Genomic DNA, 17,062 nt, shown 5'->3' with positions numbered 1-17,062 from the left:
GCGTAGCCCAATGACAACCAATGACGTTTTATTATGCTCCAACCCAACGATACGTACCAGTACGACTTTCGCTTTTCGCAGGCGGATGTCGAAGCCTTCGCGCAGGTAACGGGCGACAATAATCCGCTCCACCTCGATGCTGATTTTGCCGCCGCCACGCCCTTCAAACGCCCGATTATCCACGGGATGCTGGGTGGCAGCGTGTTCACCAAAGTGCTGGGCACCGAGTTCCCGGGTCACGGGTCGGTGTATATGGGGCAGACCTTCGAGTTTCTGCGCCCCATGTTCGTCGACACCGACTACCAGGTGACGTTCACCGTGCAATCGACCGATCCGTTGAAGCACGTGGCGCAGATTTTGGGCGAGGTGCGCGATGTACAGACCAGCAAAATCACCATGCGCGGCGTAGCGACGCTTATGCACCGGGAGAAGATCTGACAGACCCCGCGCTCAGGTACGTTAGCTTTTGCGCGATTTGGCCGCAATCGCCGTAATGGCCGCCACCAGCCGGTCGAGGTCTTTGGGCGAATGGTACACGTGCGGCGTCACCCGGATGCCGTGGATCGTCTCCCAGTCGATCCCCACGGTGTGAATCTTGTGCCTGTTCATCAGTTGGGCGTCGATTTCGGCTGGTTTCATCCCGTCGATGGCAAACAGCCCAACGGCCCCGGCCCATTCGGGTTTGAGCGAGGTGTGGAGGGTCACGCCAGGTACGTTCCGCACGCGCTCCATCCAGTAATTTTTGAGGTAGTGCGCCCGGGCAAACTTGCGCGCCGACCCAATGCCGTTGTGGTAGTCGACCGCCGTGCCAATGGCCATTTCCGAGGCGAACGAGCGCGTACCGAGGCTCTCAAATTTGCGGATGTCGGGTCCGTCGGGTTCGGTGTTGGAGAGGAGCGCCCACACGTTTTTGATCTTGTTTTGCCGGATGTAGAGCAGGCCGCTGCCGAAAGGGGCTCCCAGCCATTTGTGCAGGCTGCTGGCAAAATAATCGCAGCCTAGATCGGGGATTTTGAAGTCGAACAGGGCGAACGAGTGCGCCCCGTCGGCGATGACTTCGATCCCGCGTTTGTGGGCTTCGTCGGCAATGCGGCGCACGGGCAGGATCTGGCCCACCCAGTTGATCATGTGCGTGACGTGTACGACCTTGGTCCGTGGCGTGAAAGCCCGCACAAACTGATCGACCAGCCCCGCTTCGTCTTCGCTGGGGAGTTTCAAGTCCAGAAACACGAGCTTGATGCCGTCGCGTTTTTCGCGCTGCCGCCAGGCGTTCAGCATGTTGGGGTAATCCTGTTTGGTCAGCACCACCTCGTCGCCCGCTTTCAGATTCAGGCCAAAAATGACCGTGTTGAGCCCCTCGGTGGTGTTGCGATTGATGGCAATTTCCTCCGACGAGCAACCCGCCAGATCGGCCAGTTTGTCGCGCAGTGCTTCCCGTCCCTGGTCCAGAATCCGCCACATGTAATACGACGGCGCTTCGTTGCAATATTGGTAGAACCGGATATGAGCGTCCTGCACCACTTTCGGCTGCGGACACACCCCGCCATTGTTCAGGTTGAGCAACGTCGGCGACACGGTATAATCCGACTTGATCCGCGCCCAGAAATCTTCGTCCTGCGCCCACTCGGCGGGTGTTTTCAAGTCCAGGTTGGGCAGGGCCCGGGCCTGGCTGTCGAGCAAGAACGGCGGGAGGGTGAGCGCCCCCGTGGTGAGGGCGGTGGTCTGGCGAAGAAACTGTCTGCGGGAAGCCATGGCGAAGTTGAGAATGGCAAACGATGTGTTTCCTGAAATAGCCGAATTAAATTGGGTTAATCAAGCAATAAGCGATCTATTAATTTGGTGTATCTGCTTTCGGGTTACTGATTGCTCTATTTTGTCGTGAGCTTGCTTTTTGTCATGCCGACGCAGGAGGCATCTTGCTGATAGTTCACGCTCGAGTCAGGCTATCTTAAGATGCCTCCTGCGTCGGCATGACAAAAGCGACATGACAGGAAATGCCGGTATGTCAAGAAACGAACAGGGCTACTGACCAGCCAGCAAAATCAGGAAAAACAGGTTCATGCCCCAACCCGTCAGGCGGGTCATCCACATGGCGGCGCGGTAGGTAGCAGTGGTGGGGTCTTGCCAGACGCGGGCGGTGATCAGGGCCAGGTAAATGAGACCCGGAGCCAGTAGCGCCGCCATGAGCCAGAACGGCCAGCCACCGCTGTAAAACACGAAGAAGCAAACAGCCGCCGCTACCAGGCAGACCCAGGCGTTAACGAACGTACCCCGAACGCCCATCAGTCGGCTGATGGTGAGGTCGCCACGGCTGGCATCTTCGGCATGCTGATACACCTGCGTGACGGGGTACAGCGCCAGAATATTCAGCGTCGAGATCAACGTACCCAGCGCCACGCCGGCGGGCCACGTACCTGGCTGAAACACGGTAGCCAGGTTGATGTTGTGGACGATGACGTAGGTCATTAGAAAAACAAAACCGCCCTGAAACGTGCTGATCAGCAACCAACTGGCCACGGGGCGCTTTTTGATGCGGATGGCCGTGTGGCTGTAGGCTTTCATGAATGCGCCGTACACCAGAATGAAAAACACAAACTGCCAGTTGATCAGCACACCGCCGACGAGCGCCAGCGCTTCCAGTCCCATCGATACCCAAAACAGCGTCCGGTCGACGGGGGGGGGAGCTTCGAGGCCGTTCACGCTGCCTTCGTCGCGGTCATAATAGCTGTTGAAGGTGTTGGCGGCGGGGTACATGAGCACGTGAATGACCACCAAGATCCAGACCACCCGGCCCCAGTCGGGCGAGGCAATGCCGGGGGGCAGAGTGAGCGCAAAGAGGCATACAGGGAGCAGGTATTGCGAAAACGGCAGGCGCAGGTGGAGCCAAACGTCGCGCAGTGACATGGAGGTGGCCGTAGTGGGCGTGGGGGGTAGAGCTGGGTTCATGGGGTTTATCAGACGCAATCAACAACCTTACGGGTAGCGATTAGTTATAGCTATGCAACCTGCGAGCAACGACGAATGTATTCATCAGCCAGCTTTATCAATTCAATCGGCACGGCCGTTCCCACCCATCAGATTCCACAAACGCAGATTGCCCGGTTCATGGCTGAGGCATTGGGCATGGACGAGCGCGATCAGCGCCGGCTGTCCGCTTTATACCGACAAACCCGCATCGACCAGCGGCATAGCGTGTTGCCCGATTATGCCCGCTCACGTGGTGAATATACATTTTACCCGAACACCGAAGGCCTGGAGCCGTTTCCGACGGTCGGGCAGCGGATGAAAATTTATCGTGAGGAAGCTGTGCCGCTGGCAATCAGGGCGATAGAGGATTGCCTAGCCACGTACCTGACCCCCGACGGCCACGGTTTTGACCGGCAGCGGATCACCCATATCGTGACGGTGAGTTGCACGGGCCTCTATGCGCCCGGACCCGACATCGAGATCATCGAGGCCCTGGGCCTGCCCGGTACGACGCAGCGGCTGGCCATCAATTTTATGGGTTGCTACGGTGCCTTCAACGGCATCAAAGCGGCCGATGCCATCGTGCGTTCCCAGCCCGACGCCGTGGTGCTGGTGGTCTGCGTGGAGCTGTGTACGCTGCATTTTCAGAAAAAAACCGACCTCGACAACCTGCTGTCTAATGCCCTGTTTGCTGATGGCGCTGCTGCCGTGCTGATCGAAAGCAAACCCCGCGCCGACCGGTCGATGCGCCTGCGCTCGTTTTTCTGCGATCTGTTGCCGTCCGGGAAAGCCGACATGGCCTGGCACATCACCGACTACGGCTTTGAAATGACGCTGACGTCAGAAGTGCCGTCGGTCATTCAGCAGGGCATCGGGCAGATGTTGTCGCGGTTGCTGGAAACGAGCGGCCTTACTATCGGCGACATTGGTTCCTACGCTATGCACCCCGGTGGTCGCCGGATTCTGGAAGTCATCGAAGGGCAACTGGGTCTCGACAATGCCGATAACCGCTATGCCTACGAGGTGCTGCGTAAATTCGGCAATATGTCGTCGGCCACGGTGCTCTTTGTGTTGAAAGCCATCTGGGCCGATATGGAACAGGCCGCGCCAACGGACAAACAGACGTTCAATATCCTGAGCTGTGCTTTCGGCCCCGGCCTCACGTTGGAATCGATGATTCTGGAAGCGACGTTTTGCGGGGAGACCCAGGTCGTTGACGAACACCAGAAAATGCAGGCTGTTTCCGTTGTTTGAGCAAAGAGGCCAACGTGGTCGGGAGGGTCCGGCTCAATGGCACTGCTACGCCAATGCCCCGTTTTATTTTTATTCACGGAAATCTCGACGTACCTGCTTCGTTTGAGCGGCTACTCCGCTTTCTGCCCGCAGGCGAACGATGTTGTATCGATCTGGAGCCCACGTTTCGCAGCTGGCCCTCCAATCAACCGGTCGACGTAGTTGAGGTAGCCCGTCAATTGGCAAAAACATACGCCATTGGTTCTGACGATGTGGTGATTGGGCATTCGATGGGCGGCTGGATTGCCGCACACCTTAAAGAGGCCACCGGTGCGACCGTCATTCAACTCAACTCCTGGACCAACCCCCGCAAGATCAACGCACCGACGCGTAATCTGCGTGTGTTTAAGGCGTTTGTCGATAGTGGCCTCTACCAGCACAAATGGGTGATTACCATTGCCCGAACGGCCGCCCGGCTTTGGACGTCCCGCGACCGGATGCAGGCTTCTCTCAACCGACTGGCCACAATCGATCCGGCGTATTTGTACTGGCAGTATGCGCTTATTTTTAAACCAGTCCCTTCACCAACCCGCCTACCCGACCTGCGCATTCACTCCCGACGTGACCCGGTCATTCGCCCACCGGATGAACCCTACGTCACGGTGCCCGGTGACCATGTGGCGCATTGGGGCTTTCCGGCTGAAGTCGGTCACGCGATCACCACTTTTCTGACGAATTCGTTATATGATACTCAACCAGGCTAACCGTCACTTGCCTGTCCGGCACCAGAAGCCACTCGCATTCAGGAACCCTATACGTGGCTACCTGCTGGCAGTGTTGGTCGTTTTTGGGGTATTAGGCTGCCAGCACACCCGGCAGGACAGCGCTACATCGACGCCCACAGATACGGGTAGCGTAGCGGTTACCGACGACACCGTACCAAGCCCGTCAACCAGAAACGATGGCGCCACTGGCGATACCGTCCGCGTATCCCTTGGCAAAGAAGCGTCACCATTGACGTTAACCATGCGGTCTGATTCGCTGCATCCGACGGTTATCTGCGCGCTACAGGTGGCTGAAGCTGGCACCCTGTTGGCGCAGCTTGTGCCGTCGGAAAAAGACCAGAACATCCGGTTTTCGCAGATTTACCTGCCTAATGGCACTACCGATGGACCGTTTGGGCAAACCCTCACGTATCCGCTGAAACAGGCGGGGCTGGTCCGGCTTCGTATGAGTCCCAGCCAGATGGCGAGCGGCCCCTCTGCCGGTACGTTCACCATCAAGCTACAACTGAAATAGCGCAGGCGCTGTGATCCGTTGCAAAAGGGCGTTTGTACCGCCTACCTGATTTCCTGTTGGTGTGCCTGTATTTGTAATACATTGCTTGTCAACGAACTACTGCCAGGAAACACACCATGCAAGCGCTTACACTCTTCACGCCAAAACCCGCTCCGGTTAGTATCAACGGGCAATCCTACACGCTGATCGCCTTCTATTATCCGGATAAGGAAACGAACTGGGACCGAATCTATCAGGCGCCTTTTCTGGGTAATTTCTATGCCTGCAGCCTGGTTCTCACCATTGATACCGTCACAGGTACGTTCCACACGGCGGAGGCGGCCTTCCAGTGTACTAAATGGTGGCACGATGCTTCCGCGCGGCAGGCTTTTGAACAGACGACAACGGGTAACGAGGCGTGGCAGGTGAAAAAGGGGCTTCATCACCCGACATGAGCTACGCCGGGCAGGGCCGCGACGGCGCCATGCAAGCAGTGCTAACGGCAAAAGTCAACGACACCACCCTACAGGCTGGGCTACTGGCCACCGGCGATTCGTATTTGCTGGAATATAACGAGACGCAGGGCCGCGACGATTACTGGAGCGATAACAACGATGGTCACGGTGGCAACAAGCTGGGTGTCACCCTCATGCAGATCCGGGCGCACTACGGCGGAAGCAACGCCCCCGCAGGTACGTATACCGTGAAAGCCTTCACCGATCAGGTGCAGGTACGTTAGTAGCTGGACAGAAGCAATTACTTCAGCACGTTCCAGTCGATGAGGCCCCAGCGGGTGAGGCGGTAGAGCAGCGATACTTTCAGTACGCCCAGGCCGTAGATGGAACTGCGCCGGAAGTTGATGGACGAGGCTTCCTCGAAGTATTTGGTGGGGCAGGTGACTTCGGCAATTTCGAAGCCTTTGTAGAAAATCTGGGCGATCATCTCGTTGTCGAAGATGAAATCGTCGTCGTTATGCGTGAAGTCGAGGGCCCGCAGCACCTCGCCCGAAAACGCCCGGTAGCCTGTGTGGTACTCCGAGAGTTTCTGATTCATCAGGATGTTCTGGGTGAGCGTCAGGAAGCGGTTGGCAACGTATTTATACATCGGCATGCCTCCTTTCAGGGCGCCTTTGCCCAAAATGCGCGATGCAAACACGACCGGATAGAGCCCGTTGCCGATAATCGAAATCATGGCCGTGAGCAGCAGCGGCGTGTACTGGTAATCCGGGTGGAGCATCACTACGATATCACCCCCGATTTCGAGGGCTTTGCGGTAGCAGGTTTTCTGGTTGCCCCCGTAGCCTTTGTTGATGTCGTGCCGGATCACATGCTGAATCCCCAATTGCCGCGCTACCTCGACGGTATTGTCGGGGCTATGATCATCGACCAAAATGACCTCGTCGACGAGGTCAAATGGGATTTCGCGATAGGTACGTTCGAGTGTGAGGGCGGCGCGGTAGGCCGGCATCACGACCACCACTTTTTTACCATTATACATTGCTGCAAAACTACGTCTATTCAAAGAAATATAGGATGTAAGTGCCATCAAACTGACAGCGGCGGCCGGGAGTTGGGACCAAGTTTTCATAACTAGCCATCAACTAACCTTGCGACCACTGGTTTTTTACAGTTACTTACGCACGTATATCTTGATATACCGTAGCACAAAGCGATCCACACAGCATTCTTTATGATACTTTATGGAGCCAAAAGAACAGATTGGGTTCTTTTAATAAGCTATCTGGTTGTTTTATGTGTGCTGGTAGGTCGACACGAAATGTGGCGTGACGAGCTACAGGCCTGGACGCTGGCAACCCACAGCCGTTCGTTGAGCGAATTACTTTACCTCAAACGATACGAGGGCCACCCCGATCTCTGGTTTCTACTGCTCTGGCCCGTGTCGCGACTGTCGACAGACGCCGTGCTGATACAGATCGTCCATACGGGACTAGCCCTGGCTACTGCCAGTCTGCTGGTCTTTTGCAGCCCTTTTCGCTTTTGGGAGAAAGCCCTGCTTTTGTTTGGCTATTACCTGCTGTTTGAGTACGGAACCATTAGCCGCAACTACCAGATTGGTGTTCTGCTGGCTTTTGGGATCGCCGCCATCTGGCCGCTGGCCACGAAACGCCCACTTCTGCTGGGTGTTGGGCTGGCGCTACTTTTTCAGACCAACGCGTTTGGCATGCTGGTTGGGCTGGGCATTGGTGCAGGCTGGTTGCTTCGCTTATTGAAAGACAGGAAGTTGCTCACCCTCAATGCGCTACTGGCTATGAGCCTGGCGGTTGTGGGGCTGGTAAGGGCGTGGCTGGCCACCAAGACGCCCCCCGACGGCTCATTCAATACCGCCTGGAACTGGCAATGGCGCTTCGACAATCTGGTTGATTCGCTAAAAACGATTTACGAGGGGTTCTTTCCCCTCCCGGTGTTTCAGGTCAATTTCTGGAACACCAACTGGTTGGCGGGCACGATGGCACCCGTGTTGATCGCCCTGTGTTGTCTGGTCGCCATCTGTTGGTTTTTTCGGAAAGAGCCCGTCAGTTTAGTCATCTTTCTGATTCCGGCGCTGCTCATTATTGCTTTTACCTTTTCCCGGTATCATGGCAGCCTGCGGCACAATGGCCATTACATGATCGCGCTGATTGTCAGTTATTGGGTATACCGCGCCAATGGGGCGGCGCCACAAACAGGTATGTCATGGCTATTTGGTGTATTGCTGGTCGTGCAGAGCGTTGCTGGTTTGTACGCGGCGTATATGGATGGCCGTTACGCTTTTTCGATGGCGCGGCCGCTGGTAACGTACCTGAAACGGACTTACCCTGGAACGGTGGCCGTTGCGGGAAGTTATAATCACCTGATGACACCGGTAGCTGGTTATCTGCAACGAGATGTATACACGCTGAGCACCAACCGCTGGGGCTCGTATGTGCAGTGGAAGGCCGATGACTGGAACGAAGCCCGCCTGAGCGAACCTGATTCCGTGCTCTTCACGCGTTATCTGGCTTTCAACCGCAAGTACCCCAACAGCCTGCTGGTCATGGCTTATCATCCCTTCTCGCACCCCGACGTGCGGGAGGGAACCCGGTACCAACTGCACACGGACGAGGGGACGTATCAGTTCAAGTGCGTAAAAGCGTTTGCGCCCGCTATCGTGCCCGACGAAAATTATTACATCTACCAACGCGAACGGTAGCCCGGCCAGGTGACCGATCCTTGAGTACTACCACAGTGGCCGGTCGGTTTGGGTTTGTTTTCGCCTGATTTATACGTAAGCACTAACTTTTCCGGGGCTGTGGCGTTACTTTGCTGTGTCATTCATTGTGTATGTTCTCCAGCGAAACATTGTTTTTTCTCGGCTTTGCCGTTTTTGTTCTCTTTGTGATGTCGCTCGATTTGGGCGTTTTTTCGTCGAAAAAAGCCCGGCAGAGCCACGTTGTCAGTTTTAAGGAAGCCGCTTTCTGGAGTGCCGTCTGGGTCGGCCTTTCCGTGATTTTCTATTTCTTCCTGAGCCGCTATGGCTATCTGGTGCACGGCATCACCACGCCGGAACACTTGCAGGAAGTGCGCGACAAATACGCCGATCACGTTCAGCTAACGGCCAGTACGTTCGCCGAAAACCTGTCGATCTTCCAGAAAAATATGGCCCTCGAATACATTACGGGCTATTTGGTAGAGTACTCCCTGTCGGCCGATAACATCTTTGTCTTTATCTTGATTTTCAGTTCGTTCGGTGTCCGAGAACGGTACTACAAAAAGATCCTGGTGTGGGGTATCCTGGGGGCTATCATCCTCCGGTTCGTCTTTATTTTCCTGGGGGCGGCACTGCTACAGCGCTTCGAATGGATTATCTATATTTTCGGCGCGTTTCTGGTCTACACGGGGGCTCAGCTCTTTTTCCAGAAAGAAGAAGACGAACAGATCGACACCAAGAACCATCCGGTGGTGCGGTTCGTGTCGAAGTACTTCAACGTCTATCGGCGTAATGTGACCGATAACTTTTTTATCCGCCGTAAATCGGATAACAAGCTGTTTGTCACGCCTTTATTTATCGTGGTGGTGGTCGTGGCCTTCACCGATCTGATCTTCGCCGTCGATTCGATTCCGGCCATTTTCTCGATCACCAAAGACCCCTACATCGTCTTTTTCTCCAACGTGTTTGCCATCATGGGGCTACGGTCGATGTTCTTCTTCCTGTCGAGCATCATGAGCCAGTTCCGCTTCCTGAAAACGGGGTTGGCCGTACTGCTGACGTTCATTGGCGTGAAGATGTTGCTCGAACACCAGCTGGAAGACTGGGGCTTTAAACCCGTCTACAGCCTCTACGTGATTCTGGGCATTCTGGCGACCAGCGTATTGGCCTCATACCTGATTCCCGAGAAGAAAGAAGCTTAATCTAGTTCACCATAGAGCCACAGAGAGCACCAGATAACTTGGCGGCTTCCTGTGGCTCTGTGGTGAAAACGACCCTATAGCAATCGCCAGATGGCCGAGATCAGGAACAGCAACAGGGCGGCAGGAGTGAGCACTTTCCAGCAGAGATACATCATCTGATCGATGCGGATGCGGGGCAGCGTCCAACGTACCCACATCTGCACCAGCACCGCCAGAAACGCTTTGCTGAATAGCCAGAAGACGGCGGTTACGTTGCCCCAGACGGTACCCGGTTCGCCGCTTGTCCAGTCGGCCAGCCGAACGGGGCCGATGTTGGGCAGGGGCGTGTTCCAGCTACCCAAAAACAGAATCGCGCCTAGAAATGACACCAGCAGCATCATGGCGTATTCCGACAGGAAGAGCAGTGCCCAGCGCATACCCGAATATTCGGTCTGAAAACCCGACACGATTTCGGATTCGCCTTCGGGCAAATCGAAGGGCGCGCGGTTGCTTTCGGCCAGTGTGCAGATGAAGAAGATAACGTAAGCCGGTAGCAAAAACGGATTACGCAGGATGTTCCAGGCGAAAATGCCGCCCCAGTCGGTCACGTCGATACCCGTCGCTTTCAGGCCAAACAGGTAGTTGGTCTGAGGGGTGTAGATGCCCTGCTGAAAACTAAGCTCCTGAAGGTTCAGCGTTTGCCCGGCCAGGACGGCGCACAGGATGGTGAAGCCCAGCGGAATTTCGTAGGAAACGATCTGTGCGACCGAGCGGATGGCGCCAAAGAGCGAGTACTTGTTGTTGGACGCCCAGCCCGCCATCAGAATACCCACCACGTCGAACGAGAGGACGGCCATCAGGTAGAACACGCCTACCGCTGCCGCCGACCCTTGCAGATCGGGTGTAAAGGGTAGCACTGCGTAGCCCGCAAACACCGAGGCGAAGATGACCGCCGGAGCCAGCAGGAATAGATTTCGGTCGGCCGCACGAGGCACAATGTCTTCTTTCTGAAGCAGCTTCAGCAAATCGGCGATGAGCTGAAGCAGGCCCCATTTACCCACCTCCATCGGCCCCAGCCGGTCCTGAATGAAGGCCGATAGCTTCCGTTCGGTGTAAACGCCCACGACCACAAAACCAGTGGATAGAGCGAGGCAGATGGGTAAGGCGAGTAACAAAGCGCAGGTACGTTAATGGACGCGGCAAAGGTAGCCTAGGGCGCGCTAATCGTCCTCATTTTCGTCGAGCCACTCGCCGAGGGCGGCGTCGGCGAGGGTGAGGGCCTGTTGCAGGTCGCGGGTGTCGGGGGGCGATTGATAGACGGGGCTGCCGTCGACAACGCCCTGGATCAGCGCTTTCGATTGTGGGTGGTTGATGTGGAGTTCATAGCCCAACTCGGCCCAGGCGGCCAGATTGGGAAACAGATCGTCGAATGTCATTGGGGTAATCTCGTTGGTTGATGAATTGCCTTCGCGGTTGGCGTACTGTATAAACGCCAACCGCGAGGTGTTGTATTGTCTTTATTGCACTTTCAGGGTTGTCTCACCGGCTCCCGGTTGCCCGGTCAGGGTCGTGCCTTCGGTGTGAATGTTGAGCGTCGTTTTGGCGTCGGACGCGAAAAACGATACGGTCGCTTTGCCAGAGGCGTCGGTCTTCACCATTGGGGCCCAGTAGAGCGTAGCTCGGTAGTCGGGGCGTACTTTCTCTTCGGGCGTCGGGTTGTCGTAGCGGGGAGCGTAAAATTCCCGTTTCGGCATATAGCCCACCACTTTCTCGACCCGTACACCGGGCACCACCTTATTCAGGTAATCGCCGGTGTCGCCTCCGCGTCGGGTGATCACGTTGATGCCACCCCCGGCCCCACGGGACCCCAGCATGGCGGCTCCCGCGCCTTTGATCACGTCGATATACGCTACGTCGCGCGGACTCATCGACGCCACCGCCGATTTGTCGACGGGCATGCCATCGATCATGAACTGCGGCTCGATGGGGCCGCTGAAATTGGCCGCCCCCCGAATTTGCACCGACGCATCCATGCCCGTACCCGTGACGGTAACGCCCGCCACCCGCGCCCGCAGAATGTCGAAGACGGTAAGCGCGCCCGCCGAGTTGATATCATCGACTTTGATACTGGCATCAGGGCGACCGAACAGCCCCCGTTGCTGGGCATACGGGTCGGCCTTTTTAGCTTTCACGACCACCGCCTGCAACTGAATCTCGCGGTTGCGCCGGATCTGCGCCTCGATGGCCTGGTATTCGCCCTGCCGTTTCAGAAATTCAGCCAGCTCGTCGTAAGCCACGTCGAACGGAACGAAGGGCGGGCGAACCAGCCGCACGGCGGGCGAAAACAGCTTGTCGAGCGTGACCGTGAAGTTGCGGTTGTTACCCTGGCTGGCCTGCACAAACACCGAGGTGGTATCAACCAATTCGGCTTCGGCAACCAAAAAGCGGCCCTGCACATCGGAGGTGGCCGTAAACAGGTCGCGCGTCGAGTCTTTACGGGTCATCATCACGGTCAGGGCTACGTTGGCGGCCGGGTTGCGCGACGTACCCCGGTATACCGTGCCAGTGAGTGTCAGGCCCGGATCGACCGGGTACTGTGTCGCTGCCAGCGTTTCGGCCAGCACCTTATCCCAGGTAAAACGCCGCCAGCCCTGGGTCGCCAGCAGCAGGTCGAGTTTGAGTAGCCGGTCTTTATTGGCCGGGTCAAAATAATAACCGGGTTGTTCGATGTAGCCCGTCAGATCGGAGGTCAGTAGCAGGTACGTGAGCAGCGTGGGACCGTAGGGGCGGGGCTTGGGTTGCTGGTGCGCATCCGTAACAGCCATGGAGAGGTTGGCCGCCACGGGTTTACCCGCCATGTCGGTCGCCGTCACGTCGAGGTCGATGCGCTGGCGGGGGCCAACCGTTGGGCGGCGGGGCGTCACGGTCAGGTTGATCTGGTCGTTTTGCGACGAATACGCCAGCCGCTCACTAACAGGTTTGCCTTTGTCGTCGAACAGTGTAATCTGCACGATGCCCTCAGGACATTTGGTGCGCGGAATGGGCACCATAAACGATTTACGGCTGATTGGAGCTTGCGCAGCATGAACCGGCTGCCCGTTTACCTGGGCGACAATCGACAGCTTAGCGCCCGACGTACCTGAGGCCGGGGCGGTGGGTTCCACATTGTGGGTCACGTACACCCGGATGTTTTCTTTGCTACCCAGGTTATCCACCAGCATCACGTAGCCCGAGGCTGCCGGGGCGGGCATGGTGTAGGAGGTATATGGGGTCGTGGTGCCGGCCGGCCGCACGTAGGCGGTGTAGGTTTTACCGGCTTCGGGCATGAACTGAAACTGCCCCATGCCCAGATGCTGGCTATCAAACCCAATCACCGTGTCTTTGTCGGCCAACACAAACCCGTGCACATCGAGGCCTACCCCTGACGAACTTACCGCCTTGAAGCCGACGCGGCTGGTCAGGCCCGTGACGAGTTGGCCGCCTTCGGGCAGGAATTGCATGTCGAATCGCAGCTGATCGTCGCCCATAGAGCCACTGGGGGCGGGCGATTTGGGGCTGATGATGTCGACGGTTTTGCGGAAATACCAGTCTTCCGAGAAGTTGCGCATCCAGTTGGTGTAACCGCGTAGCGTGTAGCGGCCCGTGGGCATGGAATCGGGGAGCGTGAGGTAGCCTTCACCAACGCCGCCTGTCTGGCGCAGGCGCGTGTCGAGCAGGATGCGCCGCCCGTTGGGGTTAATCAGGTCGACATAGACTGTACCGCTGGCGGAGTCGATGTTGCGGTTACCACCCAGAAACAGGTAGCTCTTTAGCCAGATGGTCTCGCCCGGCAGGTAGGCGTTCCGATCGGTGTGCAGGTAGGCCTTTTCGTGTGGATACTGCTCAGTGTAAAGGCGGATTTTGTCCAGGATACGGTTGATGGGGTCTTCGTCGGCCGCGCGAAAGGCAACGACAGCCAATAGGCACAGCACCCCGCCGTACATGAGGAGTAGGGGGCGAAAGCGAAAAAGGGGCATGGAATTTGAATAGGTTTTAAACAAATGTAGCGTCCGTTTACTAGTCGGACGGTTAAATTAGCAAATTCTAACCGCCTCTGATGACCACTTCTGCCTTAAAAACTGCGTTACTAGTCGGTGCAACCGGTCTAATCGGCGACATATTGCTGCATCGGCTGGTTGATTCGGCACTGTACGACCGGATTACTGTACTGACGCGCAAGCCGCTGTCGTGGCAGCATCCCCGTGTTCAGGAGATTCCCTTTCAGTTCGACGCACCCAATGGCCTGCTCGTTCGGGCCGATGATGTCTATTGTTGCCTGGGCACGACCATCAAAAAAGCGGGCTCGAAAGAAGCGTTCCGGCAGGTTGATTACCAATATCCAGTCGACATTGCCCGGCTGGCCCGGGAGAATGGCGCCTCGCAATTTGCGATTGTAACGGCAATGGGCGCCAGTGTGGAATCGTCTTTTTTTTATAACCGGGTCAAGGGCGAGGTCGAGCGGGACCTGGCGGCACTCCGGTATCCTACGCTGTTGATTTTCCGGCCCTCCCTGTTATTGGGTGATCGGCAGGAAAACCGGCTGGGCGAACGCATCGGGGCGGGGGTGATGCGCCTGCTTTCGCCACTCATACCGGCCAAATACAAAGGTATCGAAGCGGAGAAAGTCGCCAACGCCATGCTCTCGACCATGCAGCAGCAACTAAGCGGCAAACACGTTTTTGAGTCCGATAAATTGCAGGACTATTGAGCCGACTGCGTTGGTTTCGTATCTTGGGTGCTTCACCGTAGCCTTTACCAGCTCCACCGTAGCATACAACCCCGCCTGATGAAACAAAAGCAGACGCTCAACGGACAAACGCAGTCGCAGAGCACCGAGCCGCAAACCTTCACGTTTAGCGATTACCAGACCGAGAATTTCTTCGACGAAATGTTCTCGCCCGACGGTCAGGTACGTCCCGGCTACCGGGCTTTCCGGCAGCGGGTCGAGCAGCTTCGGCGCACGGAGATGATCAGCCGGCAGCAGGCCGCCGAGCGGACGCTGATGAGCATGGGCATCACCTTCAACGTGTATTCGGAAGGGGAAGGCACCGAGCGCATCATGCCCATCGACATCATTCCGCGCATCATCGAATCGGCGGAATGGGATCAGATGGAGCAGGGGCTTATTCAGCGGATCAAAGCGCTCAATCTCTTCATTCACGATCTTTACAACGAGCAGCGCATCCTGAACGATGGCGTGGTGCCGCGCGAGCTGATCGAGTCGAGCAAGTGTTTTCTGGAGCCCTGCCTGGGGCTGCGGCCGCCCAAAGACATCTGGTGCCACATCACGGGCACCGACCTGATCCGGGGCGACGACGGTGAGTTTATGGTGCTGGAAGACAACCTGCGCTGCCCATCGGGCGTGTCGTACATGCTCGAAAACCGCGAGCTGACCAAGCAGACCTTCCCCGAAGTGCTGGCCCAAACGGGCGTTCGGCCCGTATCGGATTACCCCACGCGCCTGTTGCAGATGCTGCAACATATTGCCGACCGCCCTAACCCGACGGTGGTAGTGCTGACGCCCGGTATCTACAACTCAGCCTATTTCGAGCATTCGTATCTGGCACAACAGATGGGCGTCGAGCTGGTCGATGCACGTGACCTGGTGGTATCGGGTGGGTACGTGAAAATGCGGACCACGAAAGGTTTCCAGATCGTCGACGTGATTTACCGCCGCATCGACGATACGTTTCTCGACCCCAAAACCTTTAATCCCGATTCGCTCATTGGCGTGCCGGGTATTTTCGAGGTGTTCAAAAAAGGGCGTGTGGCGCTGGCCAACGCACCGGGCACGGGCGTGGCCGACGACAAAGTGGTGTATGCCTACGTACCCCGGATCATCGAATATTATCTGGGCGAAAAACCGCTCATCCAGAACGTCAGGACGTATATCTGCGGCGAAGACGATGACCGGCAGTACGTACTCGACAACATCGCCGATCTGGTGGTGAAAGAAGCCAACGAAGCGGGCGGCTACGGCATGCTGATCGGGCCCAAAGCGACCAAGAAAGAACACGACGCGTTCCGCAAGAAAATTGCCGCCAACCCGCGTAACTACATTGCCCAGCCGACTATCTCGCTGTCGCGTGTGCCCTGCCTCATCGATGACCACGCCGAAGGCCGCCACGTCGACCTGCGCCCTTATATCCTTTACGGCGAGCAGATCAACGTGATTCCCGGCGGGCTGACCCGCGTGGCCCTGCGCAAAGGCTCGTTGGTGGTCAACTCCTCGCAGGGCGGGGGCGGCAAAGACACCTGGGTACTCTATTGAACCCGCCCAACCAGCAGGTCGACTGTTGCCCGGCGTCGCGTAGCTTTGTCGCGTGATGACCGTGCAGGAAGTTATTGGCTATGCCATGGCGGTGCTGGTCGGGGTGGTGATTGGGCTGGCCGGTGGCGGTGGCTCCATCCTGACGGTGCCTATTCTGGTGTATATTTTTGGCATACCAGCGGTGCTGGCTACCACTTACTCGCTGTTTGTCGTGGGGGCTACCTCGCTGATCGGGTCGATCAACCATATCTGGAAGGGGCGCGTCGACCTGCGCCTGACGGCTACGTTTGCGCTGCCTTCCTTTTTGTCGGTCTACCTGAGTCGGCGCTACCTGGTGCCCGCCCTGCCCGATCCGTTGTTCTGGCTGGGTACGTTGCCTGTAACGAAAAGCAACGCCATGCTGGTGTTTTTCGCCGTGGTAATGCTGCTGGCCGCCCGCGCCATGATCCGCGACAAACAGCCCGAACAGGGGCTGGCACCCGATGGTCGGCCGCGCTACGTACCCCTGGCGCTCGACGGGCTGGCCGTTGGGCTGCTGACGGGCATCATCGGTGCCGGTGGCGGTTTCCTCATCGTGCCCATGCTGGTGTTACTGGCGGGCCTGCCCATTCATCGGGCCGTGGCCACGTCGGTGCTCATCATTGCCATCAATTCGTTCGTTGGTTTTCTGGGCGATGTGCAGCACACGCAGCTGAACTGGAATTTTATTCTTCCGTTCACGGGTTTATCCATTGGCGGCATCTTTCTGGGGATGTATCTGTCCCGGTTTGTGCCGCCCAACCGGCTTCGTCAGGGCTTCGGCTGGTTTGTGCTGACGGTTGCCCTCTATATGATCTGGAAAGAATTGCTTTAACACCTCACCCCCGGCCCCTCTCCTTAAACCAAGGAGAGGGGAGACTTCAAGGAT

17 protein-coding genes are annotated in these 17,062 nt (G+C 57.1%); 11 read left to right on the top strand and 6 right to left on the bottom strand.

Annotation, left to right across the window (positions count from 1 at the left end; genetic code table 11):
* The first annotated feature begins 33 nt into the window (after positions 1-33).
* The gene (locus tag FAES_RS23760; RefSeq protein ID WP_015333742.1) at positions 34-438 is read left to right on the top strand and encodes a MaoC family dehydratase; all 405 of its coding nucleotides are present in this window, start codon (positions 34-36) and stop codon (positions 436-438) included.
* A gap of 21 nt (positions 439-459) precedes the next feature.
* Here FAES_RS23760 and FAES_RS23755 read toward each other — a convergent pair whose 3' ends face one another.
* The gene (locus tag FAES_RS23755) at positions 460-1,752 is read right to left on the bottom strand and encodes an aminotransferase class V-fold PLP-dependent enzyme (protein ID WP_015333741.1); all 1,293 of its coding nucleotides are present in this window, start codon (positions 1,750-1,752) and stop codon (positions 460-462) included.
* Between the two features lie 270 nt (positions 1,753-2,022).
* Positions 2,023-2,946, bottom strand: a complete 924-nt coding sequence (locus FAES_RS23750) for a UbiA family prenyltransferase (RefSeq protein ID WP_015333740.1) — start codon at positions 2,944-2,946, stop codon at positions 2,023-2,025.
* 75 nt (positions 2,947-3,021) lie between these two features.
* On the opposite strand from FAES_RS23750, the gene FAES_RS23745 reads away from it, so the two are divergent.
* The 5 genes from FAES_RS23745 to FAES_RS23725 all read left to right on the top strand — a co-directional run bounded on the left by FAES_RS23745 (position 3,022) and on the right by FAES_RS23725 (position 6,217).
* Positions 3,022-4,221 carry a type III polyketide synthase gene (locus tag FAES_RS23745; protein WP_015333739.1) on the top strand — a complete coding sequence of 400 codons (1,200 nt, stop codon included), beginning with the start codon at positions 3,022-3,024 and terminating at the stop codon, positions 4,219-4,221.
* Positions 4,222-4,274: 53 nt separating this feature from the next.
* On the top strand, positions 4,275-4,964 hold the full coding sequence (locus tag FAES_RS23740) for an alpha/beta fold hydrolase (RefSeq protein WP_015333738.1): 690 nt from the start codon (positions 4,275-4,277) through the stop codon (positions 4,962-4,964).
* Positions 4,945-5,499 (top strand): hypothetical protein, encoded by a 555-nt coding sequence (locus FAES_RS29305; RefSeq protein WP_015333737.1) that lies wholly within the window; start codon positions 4,945-4,947, stop codon positions 5,497-5,499. The genes FAES_RS23740 and FAES_RS29305 overlap by 20 nt, the downstream gene beginning before the upstream one ends.
* 116 nt (positions 5,500-5,615) lie before the next feature.
* The gene (locus FAES_RS23730; protein ID WP_015333736.1) at positions 5,616-5,933 is read left to right on the top strand and encodes a hypothetical protein; all 318 of its coding nucleotides are present in this window, start codon (positions 5,616-5,618) and stop codon (positions 5,931-5,933) included.
* Positions 5,930-6,217: an NADAR family protein gene (locus FAES_RS23725; protein WP_041258337.1), complete on the top strand. Its 288-nt coding sequence runs from the start codon at positions 5,930-5,932 to the stop codon at positions 6,215-6,217. Before FAES_RS23730 ends, FAES_RS23725 begins: the two co-directional genes overlap by 4 nt.
* Before the next feature lie 17 nt (positions 6,218-6,234).
* On the opposite strand, the gene FAES_RS23720 is transcribed toward FAES_RS23725, so the two are convergent.
* Positions 6,235-6,975, bottom strand: a complete 741-nt coding sequence (locus FAES_RS23720; RefSeq protein ID WP_041258336.1) for a glycosyltransferase family 2 protein — start codon at positions 6,973-6,975, stop codon at positions 6,235-6,237.
* A gap of 279 nt (positions 6,976-7,254) precedes the next feature.
* Between FAES_RS23720 and FAES_RS23715 the strand changes: the two genes are divergently transcribed.
* Positions 7,255-8,667: a hypothetical protein gene (locus tag FAES_RS23715; RefSeq protein WP_015333733.1), complete on the top strand. Its 1,413-nt coding sequence runs from the start codon at positions 7,255-7,257 to the stop codon at positions 8,665-8,667.
* Between the two features lie 131 nt (positions 8,668-8,798).
* Positions 8,799-9,866 carry a TerC/Alx family metal homeostasis membrane protein gene (locus tag FAES_RS23710; protein WP_015333732.1) on the top strand — a complete coding sequence of 356 codons (1,068 nt, stop codon included), beginning with the start codon at positions 8,799-8,801 and terminating at the stop codon, positions 9,864-9,866.
* A 74-nt stretch (positions 9,867-9,940) separates the two neighbouring features.
* Here FAES_RS23710 and FAES_RS23705 read toward each other — a convergent pair whose 3' ends face one another.
* The 3 genes from FAES_RS23705 to FAES_RS23695 form a co-directional block, all read right to left on the bottom strand.
* Entirely contained in the window at positions 9,941-11,020 is a 1,080-nt protein-coding gene (locus FAES_RS23705; RefSeq protein ID WP_015333731.1) for a complex I subunit 1/NuoH family protein, read from the bottom strand.
* A 45-nt stretch (positions 11,021-11,065) separates the two neighbouring features.
* A complete protein-coding gene (locus tag FAES_RS23700) occupies positions 11,066-11,281 on the bottom strand; it encodes a hypothetical protein (protein ID WP_148289440.1) in 216 nt (71 codons plus the stop codon).
* A gap of 81 nt (positions 11,282-11,362) precedes the next feature.
* Complete coding sequence (locus tag FAES_RS23695; protein WP_015333729.1) at positions 11,363-13,861, bottom strand: TonB-dependent receptor plug domain-containing protein; 2,499 nt, start codon at positions 13,859-13,861, stop codon at positions 11,363-11,365.
* Between the two features lie 80 nt (positions 13,862-13,941).
* Between FAES_RS23695 and FAES_RS23690 the strand changes: the two genes are divergently transcribed.
* From FAES_RS23690 to FAES_RS23680, 3 genes are all read left to right on the top strand, one after another.
* Positions 13,942-14,592, top strand: a complete 651-nt coding sequence (locus tag FAES_RS23690) for an oxidoreductase (RefSeq protein ID WP_015333728.1) — start codon at positions 13,942-13,944, stop codon at positions 14,590-14,592.
* 78 nt (positions 14,593-14,670) lie between these two features.
* Positions 14,671-16,155, top strand: a complete 1,485-nt coding sequence (locus FAES_RS23685; RefSeq protein WP_015333727.1) for a circularly permuted type 2 ATP-grasp protein — start codon at positions 14,671-14,673, stop codon at positions 16,153-16,155.
* A 55-nt stretch (positions 16,156-16,210) separates the two neighbouring features.
* Positions 16,211-17,008 carry a sulfite exporter TauE/SafE family protein gene (locus tag FAES_RS23680; protein ID WP_015333726.1) on the top strand — a complete coding sequence of 266 codons (798 nt, stop codon included), beginning with the start codon at positions 16,211-16,213 and terminating at the stop codon, positions 17,006-17,008.
* The last annotated feature ends 54 nt before the right edge of the window (positions 17,009-17,062 follow it).

The organism is Fibrella aestuarina BUZ 2 (genome assembly GCF_000331105.1).
Classification (GTDB): Bacteria; Bacteroidota; Bacteroidia; order Cytophagales; family Spirosomataceae; genus Fibrella; species Fibrella aestuarina.
Note: the sequence above shows the minus strand (reverse complement) of the source record. Positions and strands in the feature narration are given on the sequence as shown.

Coding starts and splice junctions, on each gene's coding strand:
- FAES_RS23740 (WP_015333738.1), top strand. CDS start 4,275: ATGCCCCGTTTTATTTTTATTCACGGAAATCTCGACGTACCTGCTTCG.
- FAES_RS23760 (WP_015333742.1), top strand. CDS start 34: ATGCTCCAACCCAACGATACGTACCAGTACGACTTTCGCTTTTCGCAG.
- FAES_RS23750 (WP_015333740.1), bottom strand. CDS start 2,946: ATGAACCCAGCTCTACCCCCCACGCCCACTACGGCCACCTCCATGTCA.
- FAES_RS29305 (WP_015333737.1), top strand. CDS start 4,945: ATGATACTCAACCAGGCTAACCGTCACTTGCCTGTCCGGCACCAGAAG.
- FAES_RS23700 (WP_148289440.1), bottom strand. CDS start 11,281: ATGACATTCGACGATCTGTTTCCCAATCTGGCCGCCTGGGCCGAGTTG.
- FAES_RS23680 (WP_015333726.1), top strand. CDS start 16,211: ATGACCGTGCAGGAAGTTATTGGCTATGCCATGGCGGTGCTGGTCGGG.
- FAES_RS23725 (WP_041258337.1), top strand. CDS start 5,930: ATGAGCTACGCCGGGCAGGGCCGCGACGGCGCCATGCAAGCAGTGCTA.
- FAES_RS23695 (WP_015333729.1), bottom strand. CDS start 13,861: ATGCCCCTTTTTCGCTTTCGCCCCCTACTCCTCATGTACGGCGGGGTG.
- FAES_RS23690 (WP_015333728.1), top strand. CDS start 13,942: ATGACCACTTCTGCCTTAAAAACTGCGTTACTAGTCGGTGCAACCGGT.
- FAES_RS23745 (WP_015333739.1), top strand. CDS start 3,022: ATGTATTCATCAGCCAGCTTTATCAATTCAATCGGCACGGCCGTTCCC.
- FAES_RS23710 (WP_015333732.1), top strand. CDS start 8,799: ATGTTCTCCAGCGAAACATTGTTTTTTCTCGGCTTTGCCGTTTTTGTT.
- FAES_RS23730 (WP_015333736.1), top strand. CDS start 5,616: ATGCAAGCGCTTACACTCTTCACGCCAAAACCCGCTCCGGTTAGTATC.
- FAES_RS23720 (WP_041258336.1), bottom strand. CDS start 6,975: ATGTATAATGGTAAAAAAGTGGTGGTCGTGATGCCGGCCTACCGCGCC.
- FAES_RS23755 (WP_015333741.1), bottom strand. CDS start 1,752: ATGGCTTCCCGCAGACAGTTTCTTCGCCAGACCACCGCCCTCACCACG.
- FAES_RS23715 (WP_015333733.1), top strand. CDS start 7,255: ATGTGGCGTGACGAGCTACAGGCCTGGACGCTGGCAACCCACAGCCGT.
- FAES_RS23685 (WP_015333727.1), top strand. CDS start 14,671: ATGAAACAAAAGCAGACGCTCAACGGACAAACGCAGTCGCAGAGCACC.